This window comes from Streptomyces sp. NPDC033216 (assembly GCF_055577115.1).
Genome location: NZ_JBVIQK010000004.1, coordinates 252,114 through 273,371 on the forward strand (window position 1 = coordinate 252,114; position 21,258 = coordinate 273,371).

21 protein-coding genes and 1 pseudogene are annotated in these 21,258 nt (G+C 74.0%); 9 read left to right on the plus strand and 13 right to left on the minus strand.

The features are described from left to right. Nucleotides 1–3: 3 nt before the first annotated feature. The 3 genes from ACZ5Y0_RS10585 to ACZ5Y0_RS10595 are packed head-to-tail and all read right to left on the minus strand — an operon-like array spanning nucleotide 4 to nucleotide 3,658. Entirely contained in the window at nucleotides 4–2,637 is a 2,634-nt protein-coding gene (locus ACZ5Y0_RS10585) for an ABC transporter permease (protein ID WP_469128252.1), read from the minus strand. Further along, the gene (locus ACZ5Y0_RS10590) at nucleotides 2,634–3,383 is read right to left on the minus strand and encodes an ABC transporter ATP-binding protein (RefSeq protein WP_469128253.1); all 750 of its coding nucleotides are present in this window, start codon (nucleotides 3,381–3,383) and stop codon (nucleotides 2,634–2,636) included. The genes ACZ5Y0_RS10585 and ACZ5Y0_RS10590 overlap by 4 nt, the downstream gene beginning before the upstream one ends. After that, nucleotides 3,383–3,658 carry an SHOCT domain-containing protein gene (locus ACZ5Y0_RS10595; RefSeq protein WP_469128254.1) on the minus strand — a complete coding sequence of 92 codons (276 nt, stop codon included), beginning with the start codon at nucleotides 3,656–3,658 and terminating at the stop codon, nucleotides 3,383–3,385. The genes ACZ5Y0_RS10590 and ACZ5Y0_RS10595 overlap by 1 nt, the downstream gene beginning before the upstream one ends. A 170-nt stretch (nucleotides 3,659–3,828) precedes the next feature. Here ACZ5Y0_RS10595 and ACZ5Y0_RS10600 point away from each other — a divergent pair, with 170 nt between their 5' ends. From ACZ5Y0_RS10600 to ACZ5Y0_RS10610, 3 genes are read left to right on the plus strand one after another with little or no spacing between them, the layout of a single operon-like run. Beyond that, complete coding sequence (locus ACZ5Y0_RS10600) at nucleotides 3,829–4,416, plus strand: TetR/AcrR family transcriptional regulator (RefSeq protein WP_469128255.1); 588 nt, start codon at nucleotides 3,829–3,831, stop codon at nucleotides 4,414–4,416. Nucleotides 4,417–4,425: 9 nt separating this feature from the next. Next, complete coding sequence (locus ACZ5Y0_RS10605; RefSeq protein ID WP_469128256.1) at nucleotides 4,426–5,010, plus strand: DUF4865 family protein; 585 nt, start codon at nucleotides 4,426–4,428, stop codon at nucleotides 5,008–5,010. A gap of 5 nt (nucleotides 5,011–5,015) precedes the next feature. Beyond that, a complete protein-coding gene (locus ACZ5Y0_RS10610; RefSeq protein WP_469128257.1) occupies nucleotides 5,016–5,147 on the plus strand; it encodes a hypothetical protein in 132 nt (43 codons plus the stop codon). A gap of 280 nt (nucleotides 5,148–5,427) precedes the next feature. Here ACZ5Y0_RS10610 and ACZ5Y0_RS10615 read toward each other — a convergent pair whose 3' ends face one another. From ACZ5Y0_RS10615 to ACZ5Y0_RS10625, 3 genes are all read right to left on the minus strand, one after another. Then, complete coding sequence (locus tag ACZ5Y0_RS10615) at nucleotides 5,428–6,318, minus strand: NAD(P)-dependent oxidoreductase (RefSeq protein ID WP_469128258.1); 891 nt, start codon at nucleotides 6,316–6,318, stop codon at nucleotides 5,428–5,430. Nucleotides 6,319–6,865: 547 nt separating this feature from the next. Next, the gene (locus ACZ5Y0_RS10620; protein ID WP_469128259.1) at nucleotides 6,866–8,110 is read right to left on the minus strand and encodes an ROK family protein; all 1,245 of its coding nucleotides are present in this window, start codon (nucleotides 8,108–8,110) and stop codon (nucleotides 6,866–6,868) included. Nucleotides 8,111–8,176: 66 nt separating this feature from the next. Further along, entirely contained in the window at nucleotides 8,177–8,839 is a 663-nt protein-coding gene (locus ACZ5Y0_RS10625; RefSeq protein WP_469128260.1) for an alpha-ketoglutarate-dependent dioxygenase AlkB family protein, read from the minus strand. Between the two features lie 67 nt (nucleotides 8,840–8,906). On the opposite strand from ACZ5Y0_RS10625, the gene ACZ5Y0_RS10630 reads away from it, so the two are divergent. Then, nucleotides 8,907–10,043, plus strand: coding sequence for a methyltransferase (locus ACZ5Y0_RS10630; protein ID WP_469128476.1), 1,137 nt, complete (start codon nucleotides 8,907–8,909; stop codon nucleotides 10,041–10,043). Here the strand turns inward: ACZ5Y0_RS10630 and ACZ5Y0_RS10635 are convergent. Then, on the minus strand, nucleotides 10,030–10,884 hold the full coding sequence (locus ACZ5Y0_RS10635; protein ID WP_469128261.1) for a class II fructose-bisphosphate aldolase: 855 nt from the start codon (nucleotides 10,882–10,884) through the stop codon (nucleotides 10,030–10,032). The genes ACZ5Y0_RS10630 and ACZ5Y0_RS10635 overlap by 14 nt on opposite strands. 51 nt (nucleotides 10,885–10,935) lie before the next feature. Then, nucleotides 10,936–11,817, minus strand: a complete 882-nt coding sequence (locus ACZ5Y0_RS10640; RefSeq protein WP_469128262.1) for an SIS domain-containing protein — start codon at nucleotides 11,815–11,817, stop codon at nucleotides 10,936–10,938. 83 nt (nucleotides 11,818–11,900) lie between these two features. Here ACZ5Y0_RS10640 and ACZ5Y0_RS10645 point away from each other — a divergent pair, with 83 nt between their 5' ends. The 3 genes from ACZ5Y0_RS10645 (at nucleotide 11,901) to ACZ5Y0_RS10655 (ending at nucleotide 14,988) form a co-directional block, all read left to right on the plus strand. After that, the gene (locus ACZ5Y0_RS10645) at nucleotides 11,901–12,680 is read left to right on the plus strand and encodes a DeoR/GlpR family DNA-binding transcription regulator (protein WP_469128263.1); all 780 of its coding nucleotides are present in this window, start codon (nucleotides 11,901–11,903) and stop codon (nucleotides 12,678–12,680) included. Between the two features lie 172 nt (nucleotides 12,681–12,852). Then, a complete protein-coding gene (locus ACZ5Y0_RS10650) occupies nucleotides 12,853–14,058 on the plus strand; it encodes an MFS transporter (RefSeq protein WP_469128264.1) in 1,206 nt (401 codons plus the stop codon). A gap of 177 nt (nucleotides 14,059–14,235) precedes the next feature. After that, nucleotides 14,236–14,988 carry a maleylpyruvate isomerase family mycothiol-dependent enzyme gene (locus ACZ5Y0_RS10655; RefSeq protein WP_469128265.1) on the plus strand — a complete coding sequence of 251 codons (753 nt, stop codon included), beginning with the start codon at nucleotides 14,236–14,238 and terminating at the stop codon, nucleotides 14,986–14,988. Here ACZ5Y0_RS10655 and ACZ5Y0_RS10660 read toward each other — a convergent pair. Then, entirely contained in the window at nucleotides 14,941–15,384 is a 444-nt protein-coding gene (locus ACZ5Y0_RS10660; protein WP_469128266.1) for a MarR family winged helix-turn-helix transcriptional regulator, read from the minus strand. The genes ACZ5Y0_RS10655 and ACZ5Y0_RS10660 overlap by 48 nt on opposite strands. Before the next feature lie 85 nt (nucleotides 15,385–15,469). Between ACZ5Y0_RS10660 and ACZ5Y0_RS10665 the strand changes: the two genes are divergently transcribed. Both ACZ5Y0_RS10665 and ACZ5Y0_RS10670 read left to right on the plus strand, forming a co-directional pair. After that, nucleotides 15,470–16,960 carry an MFS transporter gene (locus tag ACZ5Y0_RS10665; RefSeq protein WP_469128267.1) on the plus strand — a complete coding sequence of 497 codons (1,491 nt, stop codon included), beginning with the start codon at nucleotides 15,470–15,472 and terminating at the stop codon, nucleotides 16,958–16,960. 253 nt (nucleotides 16,961–17,213) lie between these two features. Next, complete coding sequence (locus ACZ5Y0_RS10670) at nucleotides 17,214–17,603, plus strand: DUF6332 family protein (RefSeq protein ID WP_469128268.1); 390 nt, start codon at nucleotides 17,214–17,216, stop codon at nucleotides 17,601–17,603. Here ACZ5Y0_RS10670 and ACZ5Y0_RS10675 read toward each other — a convergent pair. From ACZ5Y0_RS10675 to ACZ5Y0_RS10690, 4 genes and pseudogenes are all read right to left on the minus strand, one after another. Beyond that, nucleotides 17,564–18,229 carry a response regulator gene (locus ACZ5Y0_RS10675; protein WP_469128269.1) on the minus strand — a complete coding sequence of 222 codons (666 nt, stop codon included), beginning with the start codon at nucleotides 18,227–18,229 and terminating at the stop codon, nucleotides 17,564–17,566. The genes ACZ5Y0_RS10670 and ACZ5Y0_RS10675 overlap by 40 nt on opposite strands. A gap of 40 nt (nucleotides 18,230–18,269) precedes the next feature. Then, nucleotides 18,270–19,499 carry a sensor histidine kinase gene (locus ACZ5Y0_RS10680; protein WP_469128270.1) on the minus strand — a complete coding sequence of 410 codons (1,230 nt, stop codon included), beginning with the start codon at nucleotides 19,497–19,499 and terminating at the stop codon, nucleotides 18,270–18,272. Between the two features lie 36 nt (nucleotides 19,500–19,535). Continuing rightward, nucleotides 19,536–19,760, minus strand: a pseudogene (locus tag ACZ5Y0_RS10685) (hypothetical protein); the annotation flags it as partial. 162 nt (nucleotides 19,761–19,922) lie between these two features. Next, nucleotides 19,923–21,173, minus strand: a complete 1,251-nt coding sequence (locus tag ACZ5Y0_RS10690) for a geranylgeranyl reductase family protein (RefSeq protein ID WP_469128271.1) — start codon at nucleotides 21,171–21,173, stop codon at nucleotides 19,923–19,925. Nucleotides 21,174–21,258 lie beyond the last annotated feature (85 nt).

The following is a 21,258-nucleotide window of genomic DNA, read 5'->3' on the forward strand; positions in this document are numbered from 1 at the left end:
GGATCACTCCGCCGCGATGGCCCGCAGCACGTCCAGGCGTGCCGCGCGCCGCGCCGGGCGCACGCCTGCCAGGGCGCCCGCGGCAAGGCCCACCAGGGCCACCACGGCGAGCTGCGCGGGCGGCAACGCGAAGGCGAACACGCTGTCGCTCACCCCGTCCGAGGCCCGGACGAGGACCCAGCCGAGGAAGGTGCCGAGCAGCAGGCCGCTCGCGGTGCCGAACGCGGCGACCAGAACCGACTCCCAGCGGACCATGGCCCGCAGTTGGGACCGGGTCTGGCCGACGGCACGCAGCAGACCCAGTTCACGGGTGCGTTCGTGGACGGCGAGGGTGAGGGTGTTGGCGATGCCGAGCAGGGCGATGAGTACCGCGAGGGCGAGCAGGGCGTAGACCAGGGTGAGCATCATGTCGATGCCCCCGGCCGAGGACCGCGCGTACTCGTCACGAGTCTGCACGTCGGGGTTGCCGTACCGCGCGGCGACCTTCTCCACCGCGGCCTCGCCGGTGTCCGCGGCCACCCCGTCGGCGAAGGTGACGGCGACCAGCGTGTCGGCGTCCTGGGTGCGGTGCGGGGCCCAGGCGGCGCGGGTGATGACGTAGTCGCCGACGAGTTCGGACCGCCCGTAGACGGCACGGACCGTGAACGGCTCGGTGCTGCCGTCGGTGAAGGTGAGGCGGGCCGTGTCACCGGGGGCGAGTCCCTGGCGGTCGGCCTCCCCTCGCGTGATCGCGATGCCGTCCGCGCCGAGGCCGCGCAGGTTTCCCTGGACGGTGCCGAGGTCGAAGGAGCGTGCCAGGGCGGCGGGGTCGGTGACGGTCAGCGCGCGTCCCCTGCCGTCGACCTCGGCCACGCCCCGGCCGAGTCCGACGGCGGTGTCGACCTCGGGCAGTTCGGCGACGGCCGGGGCGAGCCGCGGGCTCAGCCCGCTGCCGCCCGCGCCGAAGGACGGTGTGCTGACGACGACGTCTCCGGCGAAGGACCGCGAGACCGTCTGGTCCATGGTGGCCTTGAGCGAGGCCCCGAACACGGTGAACAGGCAGACCACGGCCACGCCGATCATCAGGGCGCTCGCGGTGGCGGCGGTCCGTTGCGGGCTGCGCAGGGCGTTGCGCCGGGCGAGGGCGCCGGTGACGCCGCGCAGCCGGCCGAGCGGGCTGCCGAGGACGCGTACGGCGGTGGTGGAGGCGACCGGGCCGAGGACGACGAAGGACACCAGGGCGAGGACCGCGCCGGAGCCCGCCAGCCACACGGACGGGGAGACCAGGACGCCGGTCAGGGTGACCGCGACGGCCAGGGCGAGCAGACCGGTGCCGGTGACCGCACGCGGCCTGGAGGCGCCCGAGGTGTCGACGGCCGTCTCGCGCAGCGCGGCCAGCGGGGCGGTGCGTCCGGCGCGTACGGCGGGCAGCAGCGCGGAGCCGAGGCAGACCACGACGCCGACCGCGAACGGCAGGGCGAGGGACAGCCCGCTGATCACCAAGTCGCCCTCGGGGAAGGGGAATCCGATGGCCGGGAAGAGCGCCTGAAGGCCGGCCGCCACGCCGATGCCGCCGGCGAGTCCCACCGCGGAGGCGGTGACGGCGACGACGGCCGCCTCGGTCAGGGTGACGGCGGTGACCTGGCGGCGGGAGGCGCCCAGGGCCCGCAACAGTGCGTTCTCGCGGGCGCGTTGGGCGACGACGACGGCGAAGGTGTTGTGGATGGACAAGGTCGCGACGAGCAGGGCCACTCCGGAGAAGACCAGCAGGAACGTGGTGAACAGGGTGAGGAACTGACTGGCGATCATGTCCGTGTTCTCGCTCGCCGACTCCTGGCCGGTGATGACCTCGACTTCCCTGGGCAGGGCGTGGGTCAAGCGGTCCACGAGTTCCCGCTCGCTCACTCCAGGGTCGGCGCGCACGACGATGCTCGCGGCCTGGCCGGGCCGGGCGGTGAGGTATTTCTCGGCGTCGGCACGGGTCATGCCGGTGAAGGTCACCTGGCCCATGCCGTCCTCGCCACCGAAGGTCGCCAGGCCGACGACGGTCACGCGCACCGGGTCGGGTGTGCGCAGGACGGTGGTGTCGCCGAGGCGCAGGCCGCCCCTCTCGGCGGCGCCCCGGTTGACGACGACCTCGCCGGACCGGGCCGGGGCGCGGCCCTCGGCCAGCCGGTACGGGTTGAGGTCGGGGTCGTCGATCCAGTTGCCGGCGAGGGTGGGCGGGCCCTGACCGCCGATCGGCTCGCCGTCCCGGCCGACGAGCCGGCCGGCGCCCTGGATCCCGGGGGCCGCCGCCGCGACGCCGGGGACGGTCTCGACCGTGGTCACCAAGGCCGTGTCGACGGGCCGGCGCACGCCCTGGCTCTCGCCGGGGGTGGTGATGGTGTCGACGCCGCGTACGACGGCGTCGGTGCCGGCGGTGGCGTTGCCGAACAGGGAGTCGAAGCTCGCGCGCAGGGTGTCGCCCATGACGAGCGTCCCGGCCAGGAAGGCCACGCCGAGCAGGGCCGCGAGGAAGGTTCCGGCGAAGCGGCGCTGACGGGCGCGCAGGGAGGCGGCGCTCAGCCGGAGGGAGGCGGAGCGGGGGCGCGAGGGTTGTGGTGGACGTGAGACGCCCGCCGAGGGCCTGCCGCTGTGTGTCCCGGAGGTGTTCATGACGGCACCTCGAAGGCTTTCATGCGGTCCAGTACGCGGCCCGCGGTAGGGGACTCCATCCGGTCGACGAGCCGCCCGTCCGCCAGGAAGACGACCTCGTCGGCGTGGGCGGCTGCCACGGGGTCGTGGGTGACCATGACGACGGTGCGGTCCGTCTCGCGGGCGGCGCGGGCGAGCAGGCCCAGCACCTGTCCCCCGGAGCGGGAGTCGAGGTTGCCCGTCGGCTCGTCGGCGAACACCACATCGGGCCGGCCGGCGAACGCCCGTGCCACGGCGACGCGCTGCTGCTGACCTCCGGACAGCTCGGAGGGCCGGTGGTGCAACCGGTCGCGCAGGCCGACGACGTCGACGAGGGCGTCGAGCCACTCCGGTTCACCCCTCGTGCCCGCCAGGTCCAGCGGCAGCCGGATGTTCTCGGCGACGGTCAGGGTGGGCACCAGGTTGAACGCCTGGAAGACGAAACCCACCCGGTCGCGGCGCAGCAGGGTCAGGCGCCGGTCGTCGAGTTCGCCCAGCTCGGTCCCGCCGATGTACGCGGCGCCCGAGGTGAGGGTGTCCAGTCCGGCCGCGCAGTGCATCAGGGTGGATTTTCCGCAGCCCGACGGGCCCATGATCGCGGTGAACCGTCCCGCCGGGAAGTCCACGCTCACCCCGTCCAGGGCCCGCACGGCGGTGTCGCCGGTGCCGTACACCTTCACGGCGTCGGCGACCCGGGCGGCGACGCGGGTGGTGGTGGCCGTCGCCATCACGCACCGCCCTTGCGGCCGAACTGCTCGTCCAGCACGGACAGTCGGCGCCAGTACTCGTCCTCGTCGATCTCGCCTGAGGCGAAACGGCGGCCGAGGACCGCGAGCGGTGAGTCGCCGGCGGGGCGGGGGTCGGCGGCCCCGGGGCCGCGGCGCCCGCGCCACACGGTGCGGCGCAGGAGGGCCACGGCGCCCATCACGACGGCGGCCCAGATCAGCGGGAAGAACAGGATCCACGGGCCGGGGCCCCCGTCCCAGTTCGCCAGGGTGTGCATCTCGGGTCATCTCCCAGGTCGGTTCCGGTGATGCTTCGAGACTCCCGCCGGGAGGGTGACCGGTCGTCGTACGGGCAGCGGCGGTGCGGCTACCCCATGGGGAGTACACGCGTGCGTGCGGGCTGCTCCCCGCGTGGTCGGCCCAGCGCTCGACTTCTGTACCTACTGGTATGTACGGTGAGGAGGTGAGCACTGCGGAGCGACTGATCGAGTCCACCCGGGACCTGCTCTGGGAGCGCGGATACGTGGGCACCAGCCCCAAGGCGATCCTGGAGCGGGCCGGCGCCGGACAGGGCAGCATGTACCACCACTTCCAGGGGAAGCCGGACCTGGCCCTGGCGGCGATCCGGCGGACGGCCGAGGAGCTGCGGGCTACCGCCGAGGAAGTACTCGACGGGCCCGGAAGCCCGTACGAGCGCATCGAGGCGTATCTGCGCCGCGAGCGGGACGTGCTGCGCGGCTGCCCGGTCGGCCGGCTGACCATGGACCCGGACGTGGTGGCGAGCGACGAGCTGCGCGCACCGGTCGGCGAGACCCTCGAAGCGATCCGTGAGCGCATCGCCCGGATCGTCGAGGAGGGCAAGGAACAGGGCCGGTTCGCGCCCGCGCTGGACGGCGAGGAGATCGCGGCGGCCGTCCTCGCGACCGTGCAGGGCGGGTACGTCCTCGCACGCGCGTCCGGCTCGCCCGCCGCCTTCGACGCGGGCGTGCGCGGCCTGCTCTCGCTGCTCCGCCCGCACGACCACCCCACCGCCTGAGGAGCCCGGATGCACGCCATGCAGTACGAGCTGACCCTGCCCGCCGACTACGACACGGGCATCGTCCGCGCGCGCGTGGCCCGTGCCGGCCACCTCCTCGACGGCTGGGAGGGCCTGGGCATCAAGGCCTACCTGCTGCGCGAGCGCGGCGTGCACGGCGCTCCGGTCAGCCAGTACGCGCCGTTCTACCTGTGGAACACCACGGAGGGCATGAACGCCTTCCTGTGGGGTGGACCCTTCCAGGCCCTGAGCGACGACTTCGGGCGGCCGGCGGTACGGCAGTGGACGGGCCTGGCCTACGAGGAGGGCGTCGCCGCCGGTTCGCCGGCCCTGTTCGCCGTACGACGCCGTACGCCGGTGCCGGACGGGGCGGTGCACGCCGAGGTGGCGCGGGAGGCGGCGGAGGAGGCCGCTCGGCTGGCGCGTCAGGACGGGGCGGTCCTCGCGGCGGCGGCCGTCGACACCGGCCGGTGGGAGACCGTGCACTTCTCGCTGTGGGAGCACGGGGCGCCGAAGGCCGGCGGGGACCTGTTCCAGGTGCTGCACCTGTCGGCGCCGGGGCGCTCCGCTCTGCCCGGTGGCCGCCAGTGGTGATCTCCGTGCGCACCGTCCTCGGGGACGCGGCTGCCGAGCGGTTGGGCGGGTGCGACGCGCACGACCACCTCTTCTTCGGCAGCCCGCTGCTGCCCGCCAGCGGTTGCGGAGCGTACCGCCGGCCCGTGCCGAACTGACCCGTCCGCGCCGAGGGCGGTGGCGCGGTGGTGCAGCGGACGCCGTACGGAGTTGACGCGGGGCCGTATTCGGTCCGGTTGGGGGTGGCGGCCCAGCGGTTCGGCGGCCTCGGGCGGCAACGGCGGGCGGCTGGAGCTATCGTGCCCCTCCTCCACGGTGAGGCGGGGCGGATGCCGTCACATCCGTGCGGACCACTCCGGAAGTGGCGTGATCGCGCGCGTGGGCGGCGTACCCCGCGTCAAGGGTGGTCACGTGGGTGCGCACCGCTGCGCGCGGCGGTCAGGAGGGCGGCTGTTCCTCGAAACTGGCGAAATAGGCGGCGACCATGTCCTCGTCGGCGTGACCCTGTGTGACGGCGCGTTCCAGGCGGTCGGCGCTCGCGGCGGCCACGTCCAGGCGGACGCCGCGCCTGGCTCCGGCCTCCACGATCAGACGGGCGTCCTTGGCAGCGGTCGCCACGGCGAACTGCGCGGGCGTCAGCCGGTCCTCGAGTACGAGGGCGGACTTGGCGCGGAGGTAGCCCATGTCCAGCGGCCCGCCGGCGATCAGCTCGAAGAAGTCGTTCGGGTCGACGTCGAGGGCCTTCGACAGGGCCAGGACCTCGCCCGCCGCGGCGGTGGCCGCGAGCACCCAGCTGTTGGCGACCAGCTTCAGCCGGGTGGCGCTGCCGGCCGCACCGTCCTCGCCGGTCCACACCGTGCGGGCACCCACCGCGGCCAGGACGGGACGCACGGCGGCGCGGTGGGCTTCCGGTCCCGCCGCCAGCACGGTCAGCTGACCGGCCTCGGCGGGCTGGCGGGTGCCCAGCACGGGCGCGTCGAAGAACACGAGGCCCTGCTCGCGGGCGAAGGCGGCCAGGTCCTCGACGGAGTCGACACCGACGGTCGTCGACTGCACCCAGGCGGCGCCGGCCGGCAGTCCGGGGGCCGCCGCGCGCATGGCATCCAGAGCGGCGTGGCCGTCGTGGACCATGGTCAGGACGACGTCCGCGTCACGGACGGCCCCGGCCGGGCTGTCCGCGAGGGTGACGCCGTCGTCGGCCAGCGGCTCGGCCTTGGCGCGAGTGCGGTTCCAGGCGCGGACGGTGTGTCCGGCGCGGGCGAGGTTGCGGGCCATCGCGGCACCCATGATGCCGGTGCCCAGCACCGTCACGGTCAGCTTGTCGGTCATGTTGTCCACTTCCTGGTACGTCGAGCGGGGTCCCTGCGGACGCTACGGGACCGGGCGCGGTCACCCGACGCGGCACGCACCAGGCCGTCCGGCCGCGCCCGGTGGCCCTTCAGCACCGGGTCGCGCCACTTGTGGGCCGGTCGGGCACGAGCTGCGCGGGCGGGATGTCGCCGGGGCCGGGGTGGGCGCGCCGATCCGGGACTCCTGCCTCGGGAGCGCATGCGGCCACCCGGCAGGTCCGGCACGGCCGGGCCGCCGCGCGACTCGTCACCTGCCGCCGGCCCGGGGGTGGGGCGCCGAGCGACGACCCGATGCGCGCGGCACTGGAACAGGGGCCGCACCTACAGCCGGTACGGCCCGGACGTGGGCCACTCGTGGTCGGCGGCCGACATGGTCCTTCGCACCCGCCCCTCTGACCGGGCTCCGATCGCACCAGGTGCGGCATGTCACCCGTGACGCGCCGGTCACGGGGCAGCGACCACCCTCTGGCGGGCGCCCTTGGGAAGCCTTCGTCGCGACGCGTGCCGCGACGGCGGTCACTCCCCCACTACCTGGCGCTCAGCGCCCCCAGCGGATCGTCCAGTACGGGCTGCCAGGCCAGCTCCGCCGCTCCGACCAGGCTGTTGTGGTCGAGGGAGCAGGCGAGGATGGGGACGCCACCGCTGCGGCCCCACAGACTGCGGTCGGCGACGACCGCGCGGAGCCGGTCGGGATCGGTGTCCAGGAGGGTGCGGTGCAGGCCGCCGAGGATGATCCGGTCGGGGTTGAGGAGGTTCACCAGGCCGGCCAGCCCCAGGCCGAGGCGGTCGATCAGGGCCTCAGCGGCCGTGCGGACGACCGGGTCGGCGTGCTCCTCGCGGATCAGTTCGTTGGCCTGCTGGAGCAGGGAGCCCTCGGGGCCCGGCTCGCGGCCGGCGGTGGTGAGCAGGGCCAGCGGGTCGGCCTCGACGTCGAGACAGCCGCGGCTGCCGCAGTGGCAGGGGCGGCCCTCGGGGTTGACGGTGAGGTGCCCGACTTCGAGGGCGAGGCCGGAACTGCCCGTGTGCAGGCGCCCGTCGAGGACCAGCGCGCCCCCGACCCCGCGGTGCCCGGTGGCCACGCACAGCAGGTGGCGCGCGCCGCGTCCGGCGCCGTGCCGGTGTTCGGCGAGGGCGGCGGCGTTGACGTCGTTGGCGGCGAACGCCGGGCCCTCGACGCCGGCCGCGCGGACCCGCTCGGCGAAGATCTCCCGTACCGGCGCCCCCACCGGCCAGGCGAGATGCAGCGGGTTCAGCGCCAGGCCTTCGGGCGCGGTCACCGCGGACGGGACGGCGAGTCCGGCGCCCACGCAGCGTCGGCCGGTCCGGTGCAGCAGGTCGGCTCCGGCCTCCACGGCGGCGCCCAGCACCTTGGCCGGGTCGGCGTCGACGGTCTCGCAGCTGGGGGTCGTGGCGACGATCCGCCCTCCGAGGCCGACCAGTGCGGCACGGAAGCCGTCGGCGTGCACCTGGGCGGCCAGCACGACGGGGCCGTCCGCGTCGACTTCGAGGCGGTGGGAGGGCCGGCCCTGTGAACCGGCGGCGGCGCCGGGCCGCGCGTCGACCCGGATCAGCCCCAGCGCCTCCAGTTCCGCGGCGACCGCCCCGGCCGTGGCACGGGTGACGCCGAGTTCCGCGGTGAGCACCGCACGGGTCGGCGCCCGCCCGGTGTGCACCAGCTCCAACGCGGGACCGAGCGCACCGCGCCCCCGGTCCAACCGCGTTCTCGAGGTGGTCCCTGCCCCCGCCGGCCGGGGGTCCGCCTTGCCGCTCATGAGGGCGAGTCTCCCATGATCCGGCAGGGTGTCCCCCTCGGATCGGCCCGGCCGGAGCCGAGGGCGTCAGGTGGCGTCCGGGAAGCCGCTGACCCGCAGAGTCACGTTCAGCCTGCCGGTCAGCCCCAGTCCGGCCGGGGCCGTCCCGGGGCACACCCGCGGCACACCGTGGTAGGCGAGCCGGGAGGGCCCTCCGAACACGAACAGGTCGCCGCCGCGCAGCTCGACGTCGGTGTAGGGGCGGGTACGGGTCTCGGTGTTGCCGAAGCGGAACACGCAGGTGTCGCCCAGGCTGAGGGACACCACGGGCGCGTCCGACCGCTCGTCGGCGTCGCGGTGCATGCCCATGCGCGCGTCGCCGTCGTAGAAGTTGATCAGCGCGATGTCGTACGCCGCCTGCCGGGCCGCCCCCGGGCCGAGCGCGTCGGTCACCGCCCGCCGGCCCAGGTCGCCCAGCCAGGCCGGGAAGGGCTTCACCGGGGCGCCGTCGCCGTCGACGACCGTGCGGGCGTAGCCGTACGGATACCAGTGCCGGCCGAGGCAGACCTGGCGGGCGGTCATGGTGCCGCCGCCCGGCGTGCGGACGGTACGCAGCCCGGCGGGTGGGCGCGCCCAGTCCCGGCAGGCCGCCAGCAGCTCCCGTTGAGCGGTCATGTGCAGCCAGTCCGGCAGGTGCACGGCGCCCGGCGCGACCTCCGCGCGTTCCCGGGGAAACAGCTCGGTGTCCATGGCACCATCCTGCCCCACCTGGTCTGAGCTGCGGCTGGGCTAGCCTTGACCCACGATGAACGACCGTATGACGACGCCGTGGGGCGAGGTCACCCTGGCCCGCCACCCCGAGGACCCGCGTGACAGGCTGCGCGCCTGGGACGCATCCGACGCGTATCTGCTCCGCCACCTCGCCGAGCAGGACGTCCCGCTGTCCGGCGCGGTCGTCGTGCTCGGTGACCGCTGGGGCGCGCTGGTGACGGCACTGGCCACGCACCGGCCGACGCAGATCACCGACTCCTGGCTGGGGCAGGAGGCGACTCGGGCGAACCTCGCCCGCAACGGCGTCGAGCCCGGCTCCGTCCGTCTGCTGACCACCCAGGACCCGCCGCCCGACCGCATCGACGTGCTGCTGGTGCGGGTGCCGAAGAGTCTCGCCCTGTTGGAGGACCAGTTGCTGCGGCTGGCGCCCTCGATGCACGCGGGGACGGTCGTGGTCGGCACCGGCATGGTCAAGGAGATCCACACCTCGACCCTTCGGTTGTTCGAGCGGATCCTCGGCCCCACCCGCACCTCCCTCGCCCGGCAGAAGGCCCGGCTGGTCTTCTGCGCTCCCGACCCCGCGCTGGAACGTCCCGCCAACCCGTGGCCTTACGGCTACGACCTCCCCGGTGACGTCGGTCCGCTGTCCGGGCGCCCGGTCGTCAACCACGCGGGGGTCTTCTGTGCCGACCGGCTCGACGTCGGCACCCGGTTCCTCCTCGGGCATCTGCCGTCGACGCGGGGCGTCCAGCGGGTCGTCGACCTGGGCTGCGGCAACGGCGTGGTGGGCACCGCGGTGGCGTTGGCCAACCCGCAGGCCGAGGTGCTGTTCACGGACGAGTCGTTCCAGGCGGTGGCCTCGGCGGAGGCGACGTACCGGGCCAACGGGGTGCCGGGACACGGGGAGTTCCGCGTCGGGGACGGGCTCACGGGGGTGGCGGCCGACAGCGTGGACTTGGTGCTGAACAACCCGCCCTTCCACTCCCACCAGGCCACGACGGACGCCACGGCCTGGCGGATGTTCACCGGGGCGCGGCGCGTGCTGCGGCCGGGCGGCGAACTGTGGGTGGTGGGCAACCGGCACCTCGGGTACCACGTGAAGCTGCGGCGCCTGTTCGGCAACAGTCGACTGGTCGCCGGTGACCCGAAGTTCGTGGTGCTGAAGGCCGTCAAGCGGGGATGAGCCGGCTGCTGAGCCGCTCGACGGCGCACGCCATCGCCTCCCGTCCGACGGCCAGGTAGCCGCGTGCGTCGACCGCGTCGGGATGCGTGGCGAGGTAGTCCCGGATGGCGCCGGTCATGGCCTGGTTGAGGGCGGTGCCGATGTTGACCTTCGTGATGCCGCCCGCGACGGCCGCCCTCAGCTCGTCGTCGGGCACGCCGGAGGAACCGTGCAGGACGAGCGGCACGTCCACCAGGGCCCGCAGCCGTCGGAGGAGTCCGTGGTCGAGGGTGGCGGTGCGTGTGGTCATCGCGTGCACGCTGCCGACGGCGACGGCCAGGGCGTCCACCTGCGCGTCCGCCACGAAGGCACGGGCCTCGGCGGGATCGGTGCGGGCTCCGGGCGCGTGGGCGCCGAGCGGGGGCCTGCCGTCCTTGCCGCCGATCTCGCCCAACTCCGCCTCGATCCACAGACCCTGGGCGTGTGCCCGGTCGGCGGCGGCACGGGTGGCGGCGAGGTTGTCGTCGTAGCGGAGGTGGGAGGCGTCGTACATCACGGAGCTGAAGCCGGCGTCCGCCGCCTCCCGGAGCAGGGCGTCGGTCCGTACGTGGTCGAGGTGCAACGCGACCGGTACGGCGGCCCGTTCGGCTGCCGCCACGGCCGCGTGGGCGAGCGGGCGGAGGCGCCCTTGACGGAACCTGACGGCGTTCTCGCTGACCTGGAGGACGACCGGCACGCCGGCGCGCTCGGCGCCGGTGATGACGGCCTCGATGTGTTCGAGGGTGATGATGTTGAAGGCGGCGACGGCGGTGCGGGCCGCGCGGGCCCGGGTGACCAGGTCACCGGTGGTGGTGAGGGGCACGGGGTCTCCTCGTCCGTGGGGGCGGCGCGTCGGGGGCACTCGAGGGGCCCTTCAGGGGGCGAGGATCACCGACCGGGTGAGGTGGCGCGGCCGGTCCGGGTCGAGGCCTCGGGCCTGGGCGACGGCCACGGCGAGGCGCTGGGCGCGCACGAGTTCGGCGAGGGGGTCCAGTGTGCCCTGGACCCACGACGCGCCGGTGGCGCGAACCTGTTCGGCCAGCCCGGCGGGCGCCGGGCCGAACATCCAGGTCGCGGTGGATTCGGTGGTGACGCTGATGGGGCCGTGGCGGTACTCCATCGCGGGGTACGCCTCGCTCCAGGCCAGGGCCGCCTCACGCATCTTCAGGGCGGCCTCGTCGGCCAGCCCGACGGTCCAGCCGCGGCCCAGGAAGGTGAACTGGGCGCACTCCACGAGTCCTTCGGGCAGCGGCTCGGCCAGGGCGGTGCGGGCGTCGGCGACGACCGCCTCGGTGTGCAGGCCCAGGTGGGCACGGAGCAGAGTGAGCGCGGTGGTGGCGAACCGGGTCTGCACGACCGAGCGTTCGTCGGCGTAGTGGAGGGCCACCGTGTGGTCGGCGGCGGTCATGACGGGTGTGTCGGGGTCGGCGGTGATCACGGTGGTGCGGACACGTCCGCGCAGCCGGGTGAGCAGGTCGACGACCTCGGTGGTGGTGCCGGAGCGGGTGAGGGCGACGACCCGGTCGTAGGTGCGGTGGTGGGGGAACTCGGAGGCGGCGTGGGCGTCGGTCTCCCCGTGGTCCGCGCCCTCGCGCAGCGTGGCGGCGGACTTGGCCATGAAGTAGGAGGTGCCGCATCCGACGAACGCCACACGCTCGCCGGCGATCGGCAGGTGCTGGTGAAACCGGGTGACTTCGGTTGCGGCGCGGGTCCAGCACTCGGGCTGCCCGGTCAGCTCCTCCTCGACGTGGGTCATGTGTCCCACCCCTCCCGATGGTGATGTTTCCTGCAAGATAGAGGTACCTTTCGAACAACTTCAAGCATGCGAACGGAGTCTCCATGTCCCGCGACGCCCGGTGGAAGACGCTGCTGGACCTGCTCGTGGAGCGCGGCCGGCTGGACGTCGAGGAGACGGCCGCCGAGCTGGGGGTGTCGGCGGCCACGGTCCGCCGGGATCTCGACCAGCTCGCCGAGCAGCAGATGCTGGTGCGCACGCGGGGCGGCGCGGTCGTGCACGGAGTGTCGTACGAGCTGCCGTTGCGGTACAGGACCGCGCGCCGGGCCTCGCAGAAGCAGCGCATCGCGCGGGCGGTGGCGGAACTGGTGGCCCCCGGCGAGGCGGTGGGGCTGACCGGCGGCACGACGACCACCGAGGTGGCCCGCGCGCTGGCCGAGCGCGGCGATCTGGCCAAGGGGTCCCCGGCGTTGACCGTGGTCACGAACGCACTGAACATCGCCGCCGAGTTGGCGGTGCGGCCCCAGTTCAAGATCGTGGTGACGGGCGGGGTGGCGCGGGCGCAGTCCTACGAGCTGGTGGGACCCCTGGCGGACGGGATACTGGGGCAGATCACGCTGGATGTGGCGGTGCTCGGCGTGGTCGCCTTCGACGTGACGCACGGCGCCGCCGCGCACGACGAGGCCGAGGCGGGGGTCAACCGGCTGCTGTGCGAGCGCGCGGTACGGGTCGTCGTCGCGGCCGATTCCGGCAAGCTGGGCCGTCGCGCGTTCGCCCGGATCTGCGCGGTCGACGCGGTGGACACGCTGGTCACGGACGCGGCGGCCGACGCGGAGACCGTACGGCGGTTCGAGGAGGCGGGGATCCGGGTCCTCGCGGTGTGACCGCGCCGACCCGCTGGGGCTCCCGGATACGGGTCAGGGCATCTTCCGACGCCCTGCACCGTGAACCGTGAATCCCCGGTGCACCGTCCCGCCAGGGAGCGGCGCAACGGTACGTGCGCATGCGCACTTCAACTACCTTGTCCGGGTGCGGCGCTCCACTTAGCCTAACTTTGTGCCGTTACTAAACAAATCCCGTTCGCACACTGCCGCGCAGGGCCACTCCCTCCGCCGGCTCCGACTCGTCCTCACCGTCTTCTTCGCCCTCGACGGCTTCGTCTTCGCCGGCTGGGTCGTGCGCATCCCCGCCATCAAGGAACAGACCGGCGCCTCGGCCAGCGGCCTGGGCCTCGCCCTCCTCGGCGTCTCCGCGGGGGCCGTGGTGACGATGCTGATCACCGGCCGCCTCTGCCGTCGGTACGGCACCCATCCGGTCACCGTGGTCTGCGCGGTACTGCTCTCCCTCAGCGTCACCCTGCCCCCGCTGACCCGTTCCACGGCCGCGCTGGGCGCCGTGCTGCTCCTCTTCGGCGCGGCCTACGGCGGAATCAACGTCGCCTTCAACAGCGCCGCCGTCGACCTGGTCGCGGCCCTGCGCAGGCCGATCATGCCCACGTTCCACGCGGCGTTCAGCCTGGGCGGCATGATCGGGGCTGGGCTCGGCGGGCTGGTCGCGGGCTCCGTCTCCCCCACCCGCCATCTCCTGGGCCTCGGCCTCGTCGGCCTGCTCGTGACGGCACTGGCGGGACCCGCACTGCTGCGCCAGGCACCCGCCGGTGCGGTCCCGCGCCCCGGCGATCAGAGACGGCCGTCGGAACCGGCCCGCCCCACCGCCCGCACCCGCCGCCTGGTCCTCGTCTTCGGCCTGATCGCCCTGTGCACGGCCTACGGCGAAGGAGCTCTCGCCGACTGGGGCGCCCTGCACCTCCAGCAGGACCTCGGCACCTCCCCCGGCCTCGCCGCCGCCGGGTACTCCTGCTTCGCCCTCGCGATGACCGTCGGCCGGCTCACCGGCACAACCCTTCTGGAACGGCTGGGCCGCACCCGCACGGTGGTCGCCGGCGGCACGGTCGCGGCCGTCGGCATGCTGCTCGGCTCCCTCGCCCCGGCCCCCTGGACGGCACTCGTCGGCTACACCGTCGCCGGACTCGGCCTGGCCAACCTCTTCCCGGTGGCGGTCGAACGCGCCGGCACCCTGGCCGGCCCCAACGGCGTGGCCGTCGCCTCCACCCTCGGCTACGGCGGCATGCTCCTCGGCCCACCCGCCATCGGCTTCATGGCCGACTGGTTCTCCCTCCCCACGGCCCTCACCAGCGTGGCCGCACTGGCGGCGATCGCGGCCCTGATCGGGTTCATCATGCGGCGGGCGGAGGACGACTGAGGGGCGACGGCGCCGAGTCACCGAGACGCGCCCGGTCCAGCCGGCGCTCGCGTTCCGTCCTCGCGGACACGGCCGTGCCGGTGCCCTCCCGCCCCGGCACCTGCCCGCACCGGTGCCCCGCCCCCCCCCCCCACCACCCGTCCCCTCGACCGCACTCCATCGGGCAGACTCACCCGCATGGAGACAGCCGAGTTCATCCGCATACTCGATCAGGAGGGCCGGTCCCTGGCCGCCGCGGCGGGCGAGACGGGGCCCGACGCCAAGGTCCCGACCTGCCCCGATTGGCAGGTTCGCGACCTGCTGCGGCACACCGGCATGGTGCACCGGTGGGCGACGTCGTTCGTCGCCGAGGGCCGCACCGCGCCGCACCCCGGGGACGGCCTCCCGGACCTCGACGGCGGCGAGTTGCTGGACTGGTTCCGCACGGGCCACCGGCGACTGGTCGACACCCTCGCCGCCGCGCCGACGCACGTGGAGTGCTGGCACTTCCTGCCCGCGCCCTCGCCGCTGCGGTTCTGGGCCAGACGACAGGCGCACGAGACGGCCGTGCACCGCGTGGACGCGGAGTCGGCGCGCGGCACGGCACCCGAGGAGGTCGCCGCCGCGCTTCCCCCCGGTTTCGCGGCCGACGGCATCGACGAGCTGCTGCGCGCCTTCCACGCCCGCCCCCAGAGCAAGGTGCGCACCGAGGATCCCCGTGTCCTGCGGGTGCGGGCGACGGACGCGGACGACGCGGTGTGGACCGTACACCTGTCCGCGGAGCCGCCCGTGACGGAGCGCGGCGGCGAGAAGGACGCGCACTGCGAGGTGGCCGGACCCGCGGCGCTGCTCTATCTGTCGCTGTGGAACCGGTTGCCGTACCCGACCGTCAGCGGAGACGCCTCACTGGCGCGGCTGTGGCGGGAGAGATCGGCCGTGACGTGGAACTGACCGCGGTCGGTCCGTCAGCATGCGTGTGAGCACCGCGCGTCGCACGGGGAGCAGCCGGCCGTGCAACGCGCGCCCCTCCTCGGTGAGAGCCACCCGGACTCCCCGGCGGTCCTCGGGGCACATCGCGCGCCCGACGAGACCGTCCTTCTCCAGCCGGGCGATCAGCCGTGACAGCGCGCTCTGGCTCAGATGGACCCGCTCGGCGATCTCCTGGACGCGGAAGTCGCAGGCACCGGCCGGGGCGGTTCCGGCGAGGACGTCGAGCACCTCGAAGTCGCTGCCGCACAGGCCATGTCCGTTCAGTGCGCGGTCGAGTTCGCACTGCGTGCGGGCGTGCAGCGCGAGCATCTCCCGCCACTGTCGCACGAGCGCCTGTTCCACCTTGTCCGCCGCCACGGCGGCACCGTAGCAGAGAACGAAATTTATTGCACGCGAATTAAATGCACTTGCATTGGATGCAGGCACATGTAATCTCTCCGGCATGACCTCTCCGCTCCCCTCCCCGGCGAACCCGTCCTCAGGAGTTCACTGGACCCCCCGGCTGTGGGGCACCCTGCTGGTGCTCTGCGCCGCGATGTTCCTGGACGCGCTGGACGTGTCGATGGTCGGCGTCGCCCTGCCGTCCATCGGTTCCGACCTCGGGCTGACCACCTCGGCCCTGCAATGGATCGTCAGCGGCTACATCCTGGGCTACGGCGGCCTGCTGCTCCTGGGCGGCCGCACCGCCGACCTGCTCGGCCGCCGCCAGGTCTTCCTCGTCGCCCTCGGCGTCTTCGCCCTCGCCTCGCTGCTCGGCGGCATGGTCGACTCGGGTCCGCTGCTGATCGCCAGCCGGTTCGTCAAGGGCCTGAGCGCGGCCTTCACCGCCCCGGCGGGCCTGTCGATCATCACCACCACGTTCCCGGAGGGCCCGCTGCGCAACCGCGCGCTCTCCATCTACACCACCTGCGCCGCGACCGGCTTCTCCATGGGCCTGGTCCTCTCCGGCCTGCTCACCGAGGCCAGTTGGCGCCTCACCATGCTGCTGCCCGCGCCGATAGCACTGATCGCCCTGGCCGTCGGCATGAAGCTGCTGCCGCGCAGCGAACGCGAAAAGGGCCACAACGGGTACGACGTCCCCGGCGCCGTCCTGGGCACCGCCTCGATGCTGCTGCTGGTCTTCACCGTCGTGCAGGCACCCGAGGCCGGCTGGACCTCGGTCCGCACGCTGGCGTCCTTCCTGGCCGTCGCCGTCCTGCTGACCGTCTTCGTCGTGGTCGAACGGCGCTCGCCCGGTCCGCTGATCCGGCTCGGCGTGCTGCGCTCGGGCAGCCAGATCCGCGCCCAGCTCGGGGCGATGGCCTTCTTCGGCTCCTACGTGGGTTTCCAGTTCCTGGCGACGCTGTACATGCAGACCCTGCTGGGCTGGTCGGCGCTGCACACGGCACTGGCCTTCCTGCCGGCGGGTGCGCTGGTGGCGCTGTCCTCGACGAAGGTCGGCTCGGTCGTGGACCGGTTCGGTACACCGCGGCTGATCGTGACCGGCTTCGCCCTCATGGTCGTCGGCTACGCCCTGTTCCTGCGCGTCGATCTCGACCCGGTCTACGCGGCGGTCATCCTGCCCAGCATGCTGCTGATCGGCGCCGCGTGCGCGCTGGTCTTCCCCTCGCTCAACATCCAGGCCACGAACGGCGTGGCGGATCACGAGCAGGGCATGGTCTCCGGCCTGCTGAACACGTCGGTCCAGGTGGGTGGCGCGATCTTCCTGGCCGTGGTCACGGCCGTGGTGACCGCGGGCGCCCCGGCCGACCCCACCCCGCAGGCCGTGCTGGACAGTTACCGCCCCGGTCTGATGGTGGTGACGGCCGTCGCCGCCCTCGGCCTGCTGATCACCCTGCCCGGCCTGCGCACCCGCCGCGCCCGCGGCTCGGTCGTGGTGGCCAGATCCACCGTGGCGGAGGCGACCGGGGAACGGGTTCCCGTCCGCGACTAGGACGTGTTCCCGCCTCAGGGCGTGTCTGACCCTGCGCGTCGGATCAGTGCGCGGCGTCCGGTGCGGTGCGTCGCAAGACGGAGGATCGTCCGCGTACCGGACGTACTCGGGTGATCCGACAACGCGGCGACGTGCCGTGCCAGGCGTCGCGCACGCGACGGCAGTTGTCAGACACCCCTGAGGGGGACGCCTTCACGAGGGCGCCCGGCGGGGGCGGTTGCCCGGCCGGGCGCCCCCTGCGAGACTTGCCGGTATGTCCGGCCACGGGGGACGCCGTACTCAGGCGGAACGGGACGCGATCACCGTCGAGATCGGATACGCCCTGTTCGGCGCGGCCTTCGCGGCAGCTGCGCTGTTCGGCATGGTCGCCGGACCGGCGCTGCTGTTCGAGCTCCCGGACAGCGTCGAGAAGGTGCTCCTGCGGGTGGGGCTCGCGGTCGCGCCCGTGGTGTTCGCGGTCCGAGTGGTGAGCGTGCTCCTCCGGTTCCGTGAGCAGGGCGGTCCCGGCCACACCGACGCCGCGGCGGGACCCGCCGATGGCGCCGCCGGCCGCGTCCGCGCCGCGTCCGGCCGCACCGACGGCGAGGCCGGGCGCCCCGGCCCTCAGCCCAGCCAGCCCGGCCGGACCAGCCCCGACTCGTAGGCCAGTACCACCAGTTGAGCCCGGTCGCGGGCACCCAGCTTCACCATCGCGCGACTGACGTGGGTCTTGGCGGTGAGCGGGCTGACCACCAGACGGCGGGCGATCTCGTCGTTGGTCAGACCGATCCCGACGAGCGCCATCACCTCCCGTTCCCGCTCGGTGAGCCTGGCCAGTCCGGAGGCGGCCGCGGGTACCTTGGAACGGGCGGCGAACTCGGCGATGAGCCGTCGCGTCACACCGGGCGACAGCAGGGCGTCCCCCGCCTCCACCGCTCGTACGGCACGCAGGAGTTCTTCCGGCTCGGTGTCCTTGACGAGGAAACCGGAGGCGCCGGAGCGGATCGCCTCGAAGACGTACTCGTCGAGTTCGAAGGTGGTGAGCATGACCACCTTGACGTCGTCGAGCGCCGGGTCGCCGGTGACCCGGCGGGTCGCGGCCAGTCCGTCCAGGCGCGGCATGCGGATGTCCATCAGGACGACGTCCGGCCGCAGCTCGCGCACGAGCCGCACCGCCTCCTCGCCGTCGGCGGCCTCCCCGGCCACCTCGATGTCCGGCTGGGCGTCGAGCAGCGCGCGGAACCCGGCCCGTACCAGTGACTGGTCGTCGGCCAGCAGGACCCGGATCACCGGACCTCCTCGGTGTGGGCGGGGGACGGCAGCGGGCGGTTCATCGCTCACGCCCGGACGCCGACGGCAGGACGGCGAGCACCCGGAAGCCGCCTTCGTCCCTCGGGCCCGCCTCGATCGTGCCACCCAGCGCGGCGGCCCGCTCCCGCATTCCGGCCAGGCCGTTGCCGCTGCCACCCGCGGCCGTGCCTGCCACCGGGCCGTCGTCGTCGATCCTCAGCCGCAGCGTCCCGTCCGCCTGATCGAGATGGACGCGCGCGTGGCGGGAACCCGAGTGCCGTACGACGTTGGTGAGGGCCTCCTGGACGATGCGGAAGGCGGCGAGGTCCGTGCCGGGCGGCAGCCGGGGCACCGCTTCCGTGACCTCGACGGTGAGGCCCGCGCGCGCCGCCTGTTCCACCAGTTCGGGCAGCCTGTCCAGGCCGGGCGCCGGGGCGCGCGGGGCGTCGCCGGGGCTGCGCAGGGTGTCGAGCACCTGGCGCACGTCGCCGAGCGCCTCCTTGCTGGCCGACTTGATCGCGGTGAGCGCGGCGCGCGCCTGCTCCGGGTCGGAGTCGAGGAGCGCGAGGCCCACGCCCGCCTGCACGTTGATGACGGAGAGGCTGTGGGCGAGGACGTCGTGAAGCTCGCGGGCGATGCGCAGCCGCTCCTCGTCGGCCCGCCGGCGGACGGCCTGGGCCCGCTCGGCCCGCTCCCGGGCCCACTGCTCGCGCCGGGTCCGGGCCAGCTCCGAGACGGCGACGATGACCACGACCCAGGTGGCGACGACGATCTCCTGGGCGAAGGAGGCGGACCCGTCCCCGGACGGCGGCAGCCATCGGTACAGCCAGTGCGCGACCAGCAGATGGACGGCCCACAGCACGCCCAGGGCCGTCCAGGCGGCCCGCCGGTGCCCCGCGACGACGGCTGCGAAGCAGCCCGTGGCGACGGTCAGCAGGACCGGCCCGTAGGGATAGCCGGCCCCCAGGTAGACGGCGGTCAGGGCGGCCGTGCCGAACACGACGGACACGGGATGCCGGTGCCGCCACAGCAGCAGGGCCGCGGCCACGACCAGCAGCACGCGCGCGAACGGATCGAGCGCCGCGCGCTCCCCCTGTCGCCCGTGGGCGGCGAAGTTCGAGCCGATGAGCACGAGCGCGGTGAGCAGGACCGTGGACCGCCAGGGCCACCGGCTGCCCGGTTCCCCGCCCTCGCGGTGTCCCGGCCACGGCGGCCCGTCCCGCCACCACCGCACCGGCCCGCCACGCTCGCGCACCCGCCGCTCGTCCATGTCCGCCACGCTAGACGCCCCCGGCCAGGACGGACGTCAGCCGGACGAGGTGATCGCGCGTACTCCCCCTGAAGTACGACGGCAAGGGGCACGGGGTCCCGGTCCCGGCCGGTGGCCGAACCCGCCCCAGACCAGCCCCACGCCCCTCGCCAGGCCCGTCGCCGCATGGCGGAAGAACGTCTCGCGGTCCTCGACGACACGGTCGAAGTGGCCGAACACCGCGAAGCGCACCAGCCCGTACAGCTGGGCCCGGGCCGCGACCGATCACGCTCGCCCGCAGCCGGTGACCCGCCGGGCCCGGTCACCATGGGCCGAGACGGCGCGGCCGCTCTCCCGCAGCCGGTGACCGGCCGGGGCCGGTCACCATGAGGCGAGACGGCGCGGCAACGGGCACCGCCGCTCGCCCCGCCGCCGGACGGCGCCTCAGGAAGCGGCCTCGTCGGCCCCGCTCGGGTCCGCGGCCGCCTGCCTCCGGTCGATCGCGTTCAGGGCGCGCTGGGCGAGCGGATGCGAACGCACGAGTTCGCCGAGAGTCGTGCGGCCGCGGGTGATGTCCGCGAAGGCCCGCCAGGCCGGACGCACGCCGGTGAGGGCCGCGTGGAAGAGACCCGGACGCCGCTCGAAGAGGGCCAGCATCCGCTTGCCCACGCTCATCTCCACACCGAGGCCCGCCTTGATCGCGAAGGCGTAGTTGAGGGCCTGGCGACGGGCGTCCACCGCGTCGTGCGCCTCCGCGATGCGGACCGCCCATTCGCCGGCGAGGCGGCCCGAACGCAGGGCGAAGGAGATCCCCTCACGGGTCCACGGCTCCAGCAGCCCCGCCGCGTCCCCGCACACCAGCACGCGGCCGCGCGAGAGCGGCGAGTCGTCGGCGCGGCAGCGGGTCAGGTGGCCGGAGGAGATGCTCGGCTCGAAGCCGGCGAGGCCGAGCCGGCCGACGAAGTCCTCGAGATAGCGCTTGGTGGCGGCACCCTCCCCGCGCGCGGAGATCACCCCGACCGTCAGCGTGTCGCCCTTGGGGAACACCCAGCCGTAACTGCCCGGCATGGGGCCCCAGTCGATGAGGACCCGGCCCTTCCAGTCCTCGGCGACCGTCTCGGGCACCGGGATCTCCGCCTCCAGGCCGAGATCCACCTGGTCGAGCTTGACGCCGACGTGTGCCCCGATGCGGCTCGCGCTGCCGTCGGCACCGACGACCGCCCTGGCCAGCACCGCCTCGCCACCCTGGAGGACGACCGCGACCGTGCGCCGGTCGGGCACGGCCGAGCCGTGCTGCTCGACCCGAGTGACCGTGACGCCGGTGCGCAGCTCGGCGCCGGCCTTCTGGGCGTGCTCGACGAGCTGGTGGTCGAACTCGGGCCGGTTGATCAGCCCGAACAGCATCTGCCGGGAACGGCGGGTGCGGGTGAAGCGTCCGTTGTTGGAGAACGTCACCGCGTGCACCCGGTCCTGGAGGGGCAGCTCGAAACCCGGTGGGAGGGCGTCACGGGAGGGGCCGATGATGCCGCCGCCACACGTCTTGTAGCGGGGGAGCTCCGCCTTCTCGAGCAACAGCACGCGCCGCCCCGCGACCGCCGCCGCGTAGGCGGCCGAAGCCCCCGCGGGTCCCGCGCCCACCACGACGACGTCCCATACCTGCTGCACGTCGTCCGCCGAAGAGTTCTCGCTGCTCACGATGGTCTACTGCTCCCGATCAAGCCGCCTGCCGCACCTGTCCCCCGCATCCTACGACCGAGATCGCCACGGCCGGCTGTGGGAG

Bases quoted from the DNA above. Each gene is read 5' to 3' on its own strand.
- ACZ5Y0_RS10620 (WP_469128259.1), bottom strand. From the start codon at position 8,110: ATGAGCGGCAAGGCGGACCCCCGGCCGGCGGGGGCAGGGACCACCTCG.
- ACZ5Y0_RS10680 (WP_469128270.1), bottom strand. From the start codon at position 19,499: ATGGACGAGCGGCGGGTGCGCGAGCGTGGCGGGCCGGTGCGGTGGTGG.
- ACZ5Y0_RS10615 (WP_469128258.1), bottom strand. From the start codon at position 6,318: ATGACCGACAAGCTGACCGTGACGGTGCTGGGCACCGGCATCATGGGT.
- ACZ5Y0_RS10670 (WP_469128268.1), top strand. From the start codon at position 17,214: ATGTCCGGCCACGGGGGACGCCGTACTCAGGCGGAACGGGACGCGATC.
- ACZ5Y0_RS10585 (WP_469128252.1), bottom strand. From the start codon at position 2,637: ATGAACACCTCCGGGACACACAGCGGCAGGCCCTCGGCGGGCGTCTCA.
- ACZ5Y0_RS10630 (WP_469128476.1), top strand. From the start codon at position 8,907: ATGACGACGCCGTGGGGCGAGGTCACCCTGGCCCGCCACCCCGAGGAC.
- ACZ5Y0_RS10590 (WP_469128253.1), bottom strand. From the start codon at position 3,383: ATGGCGACGGCCACCACCACCCGCGTCGCCGCCCGGGTCGCCGACGCC.
- ACZ5Y0_RS10595 (WP_469128254.1), bottom strand. From the start codon at position 3,658: ATGCACACCCTGGCGAACTGGGACGGGGGCCCCGGCCCGTGGATCCTG.
- ACZ5Y0_RS10600 (WP_469128255.1), top strand. From the start codon at position 3,829: ATGTACGGTGAGGAGGTGAGCACTGCGGAGCGACTGATCGAGTCCACC.
- ACZ5Y0_RS10640 (WP_469128262.1), bottom strand. From the start codon at position 11,817: ATGACCCACGTCGAGGAGGAGCTGACCGGGCAGCCCGAGTGCTGGACC.
- ACZ5Y0_RS10655 (WP_469128265.1), top strand. From the start codon at position 14,236: ATGGAGACAGCCGAGTTCATCCGCATACTCGATCAGGAGGGCCGGTCC.
- ACZ5Y0_RS10625 (WP_469128260.1), bottom strand. From the start codon at position 8,839: ATGGACACCGAGCTGTTTCCCCGGGAACGCGCGGAGGTCGCGCCGGGC.
- ACZ5Y0_RS10605 (WP_469128256.1), top strand. From the start codon at position 4,426: ATGCACGCCATGCAGTACGAGCTGACCCTGCCCGCCGACTACGACACG.
- ACZ5Y0_RS10645 (WP_469128263.1), top strand. From the start codon at position 11,901: ATGTCCCGCGACGCCCGGTGGAAGACGCTGCTGGACCTGCTCGTGGAG.
- ACZ5Y0_RS10665 (WP_469128267.1), top strand. From the start codon at position 15,470: ATGACCTCTCCGCTCCCCTCCCCGGCGAACCCGTCCTCAGGAGTTCAC.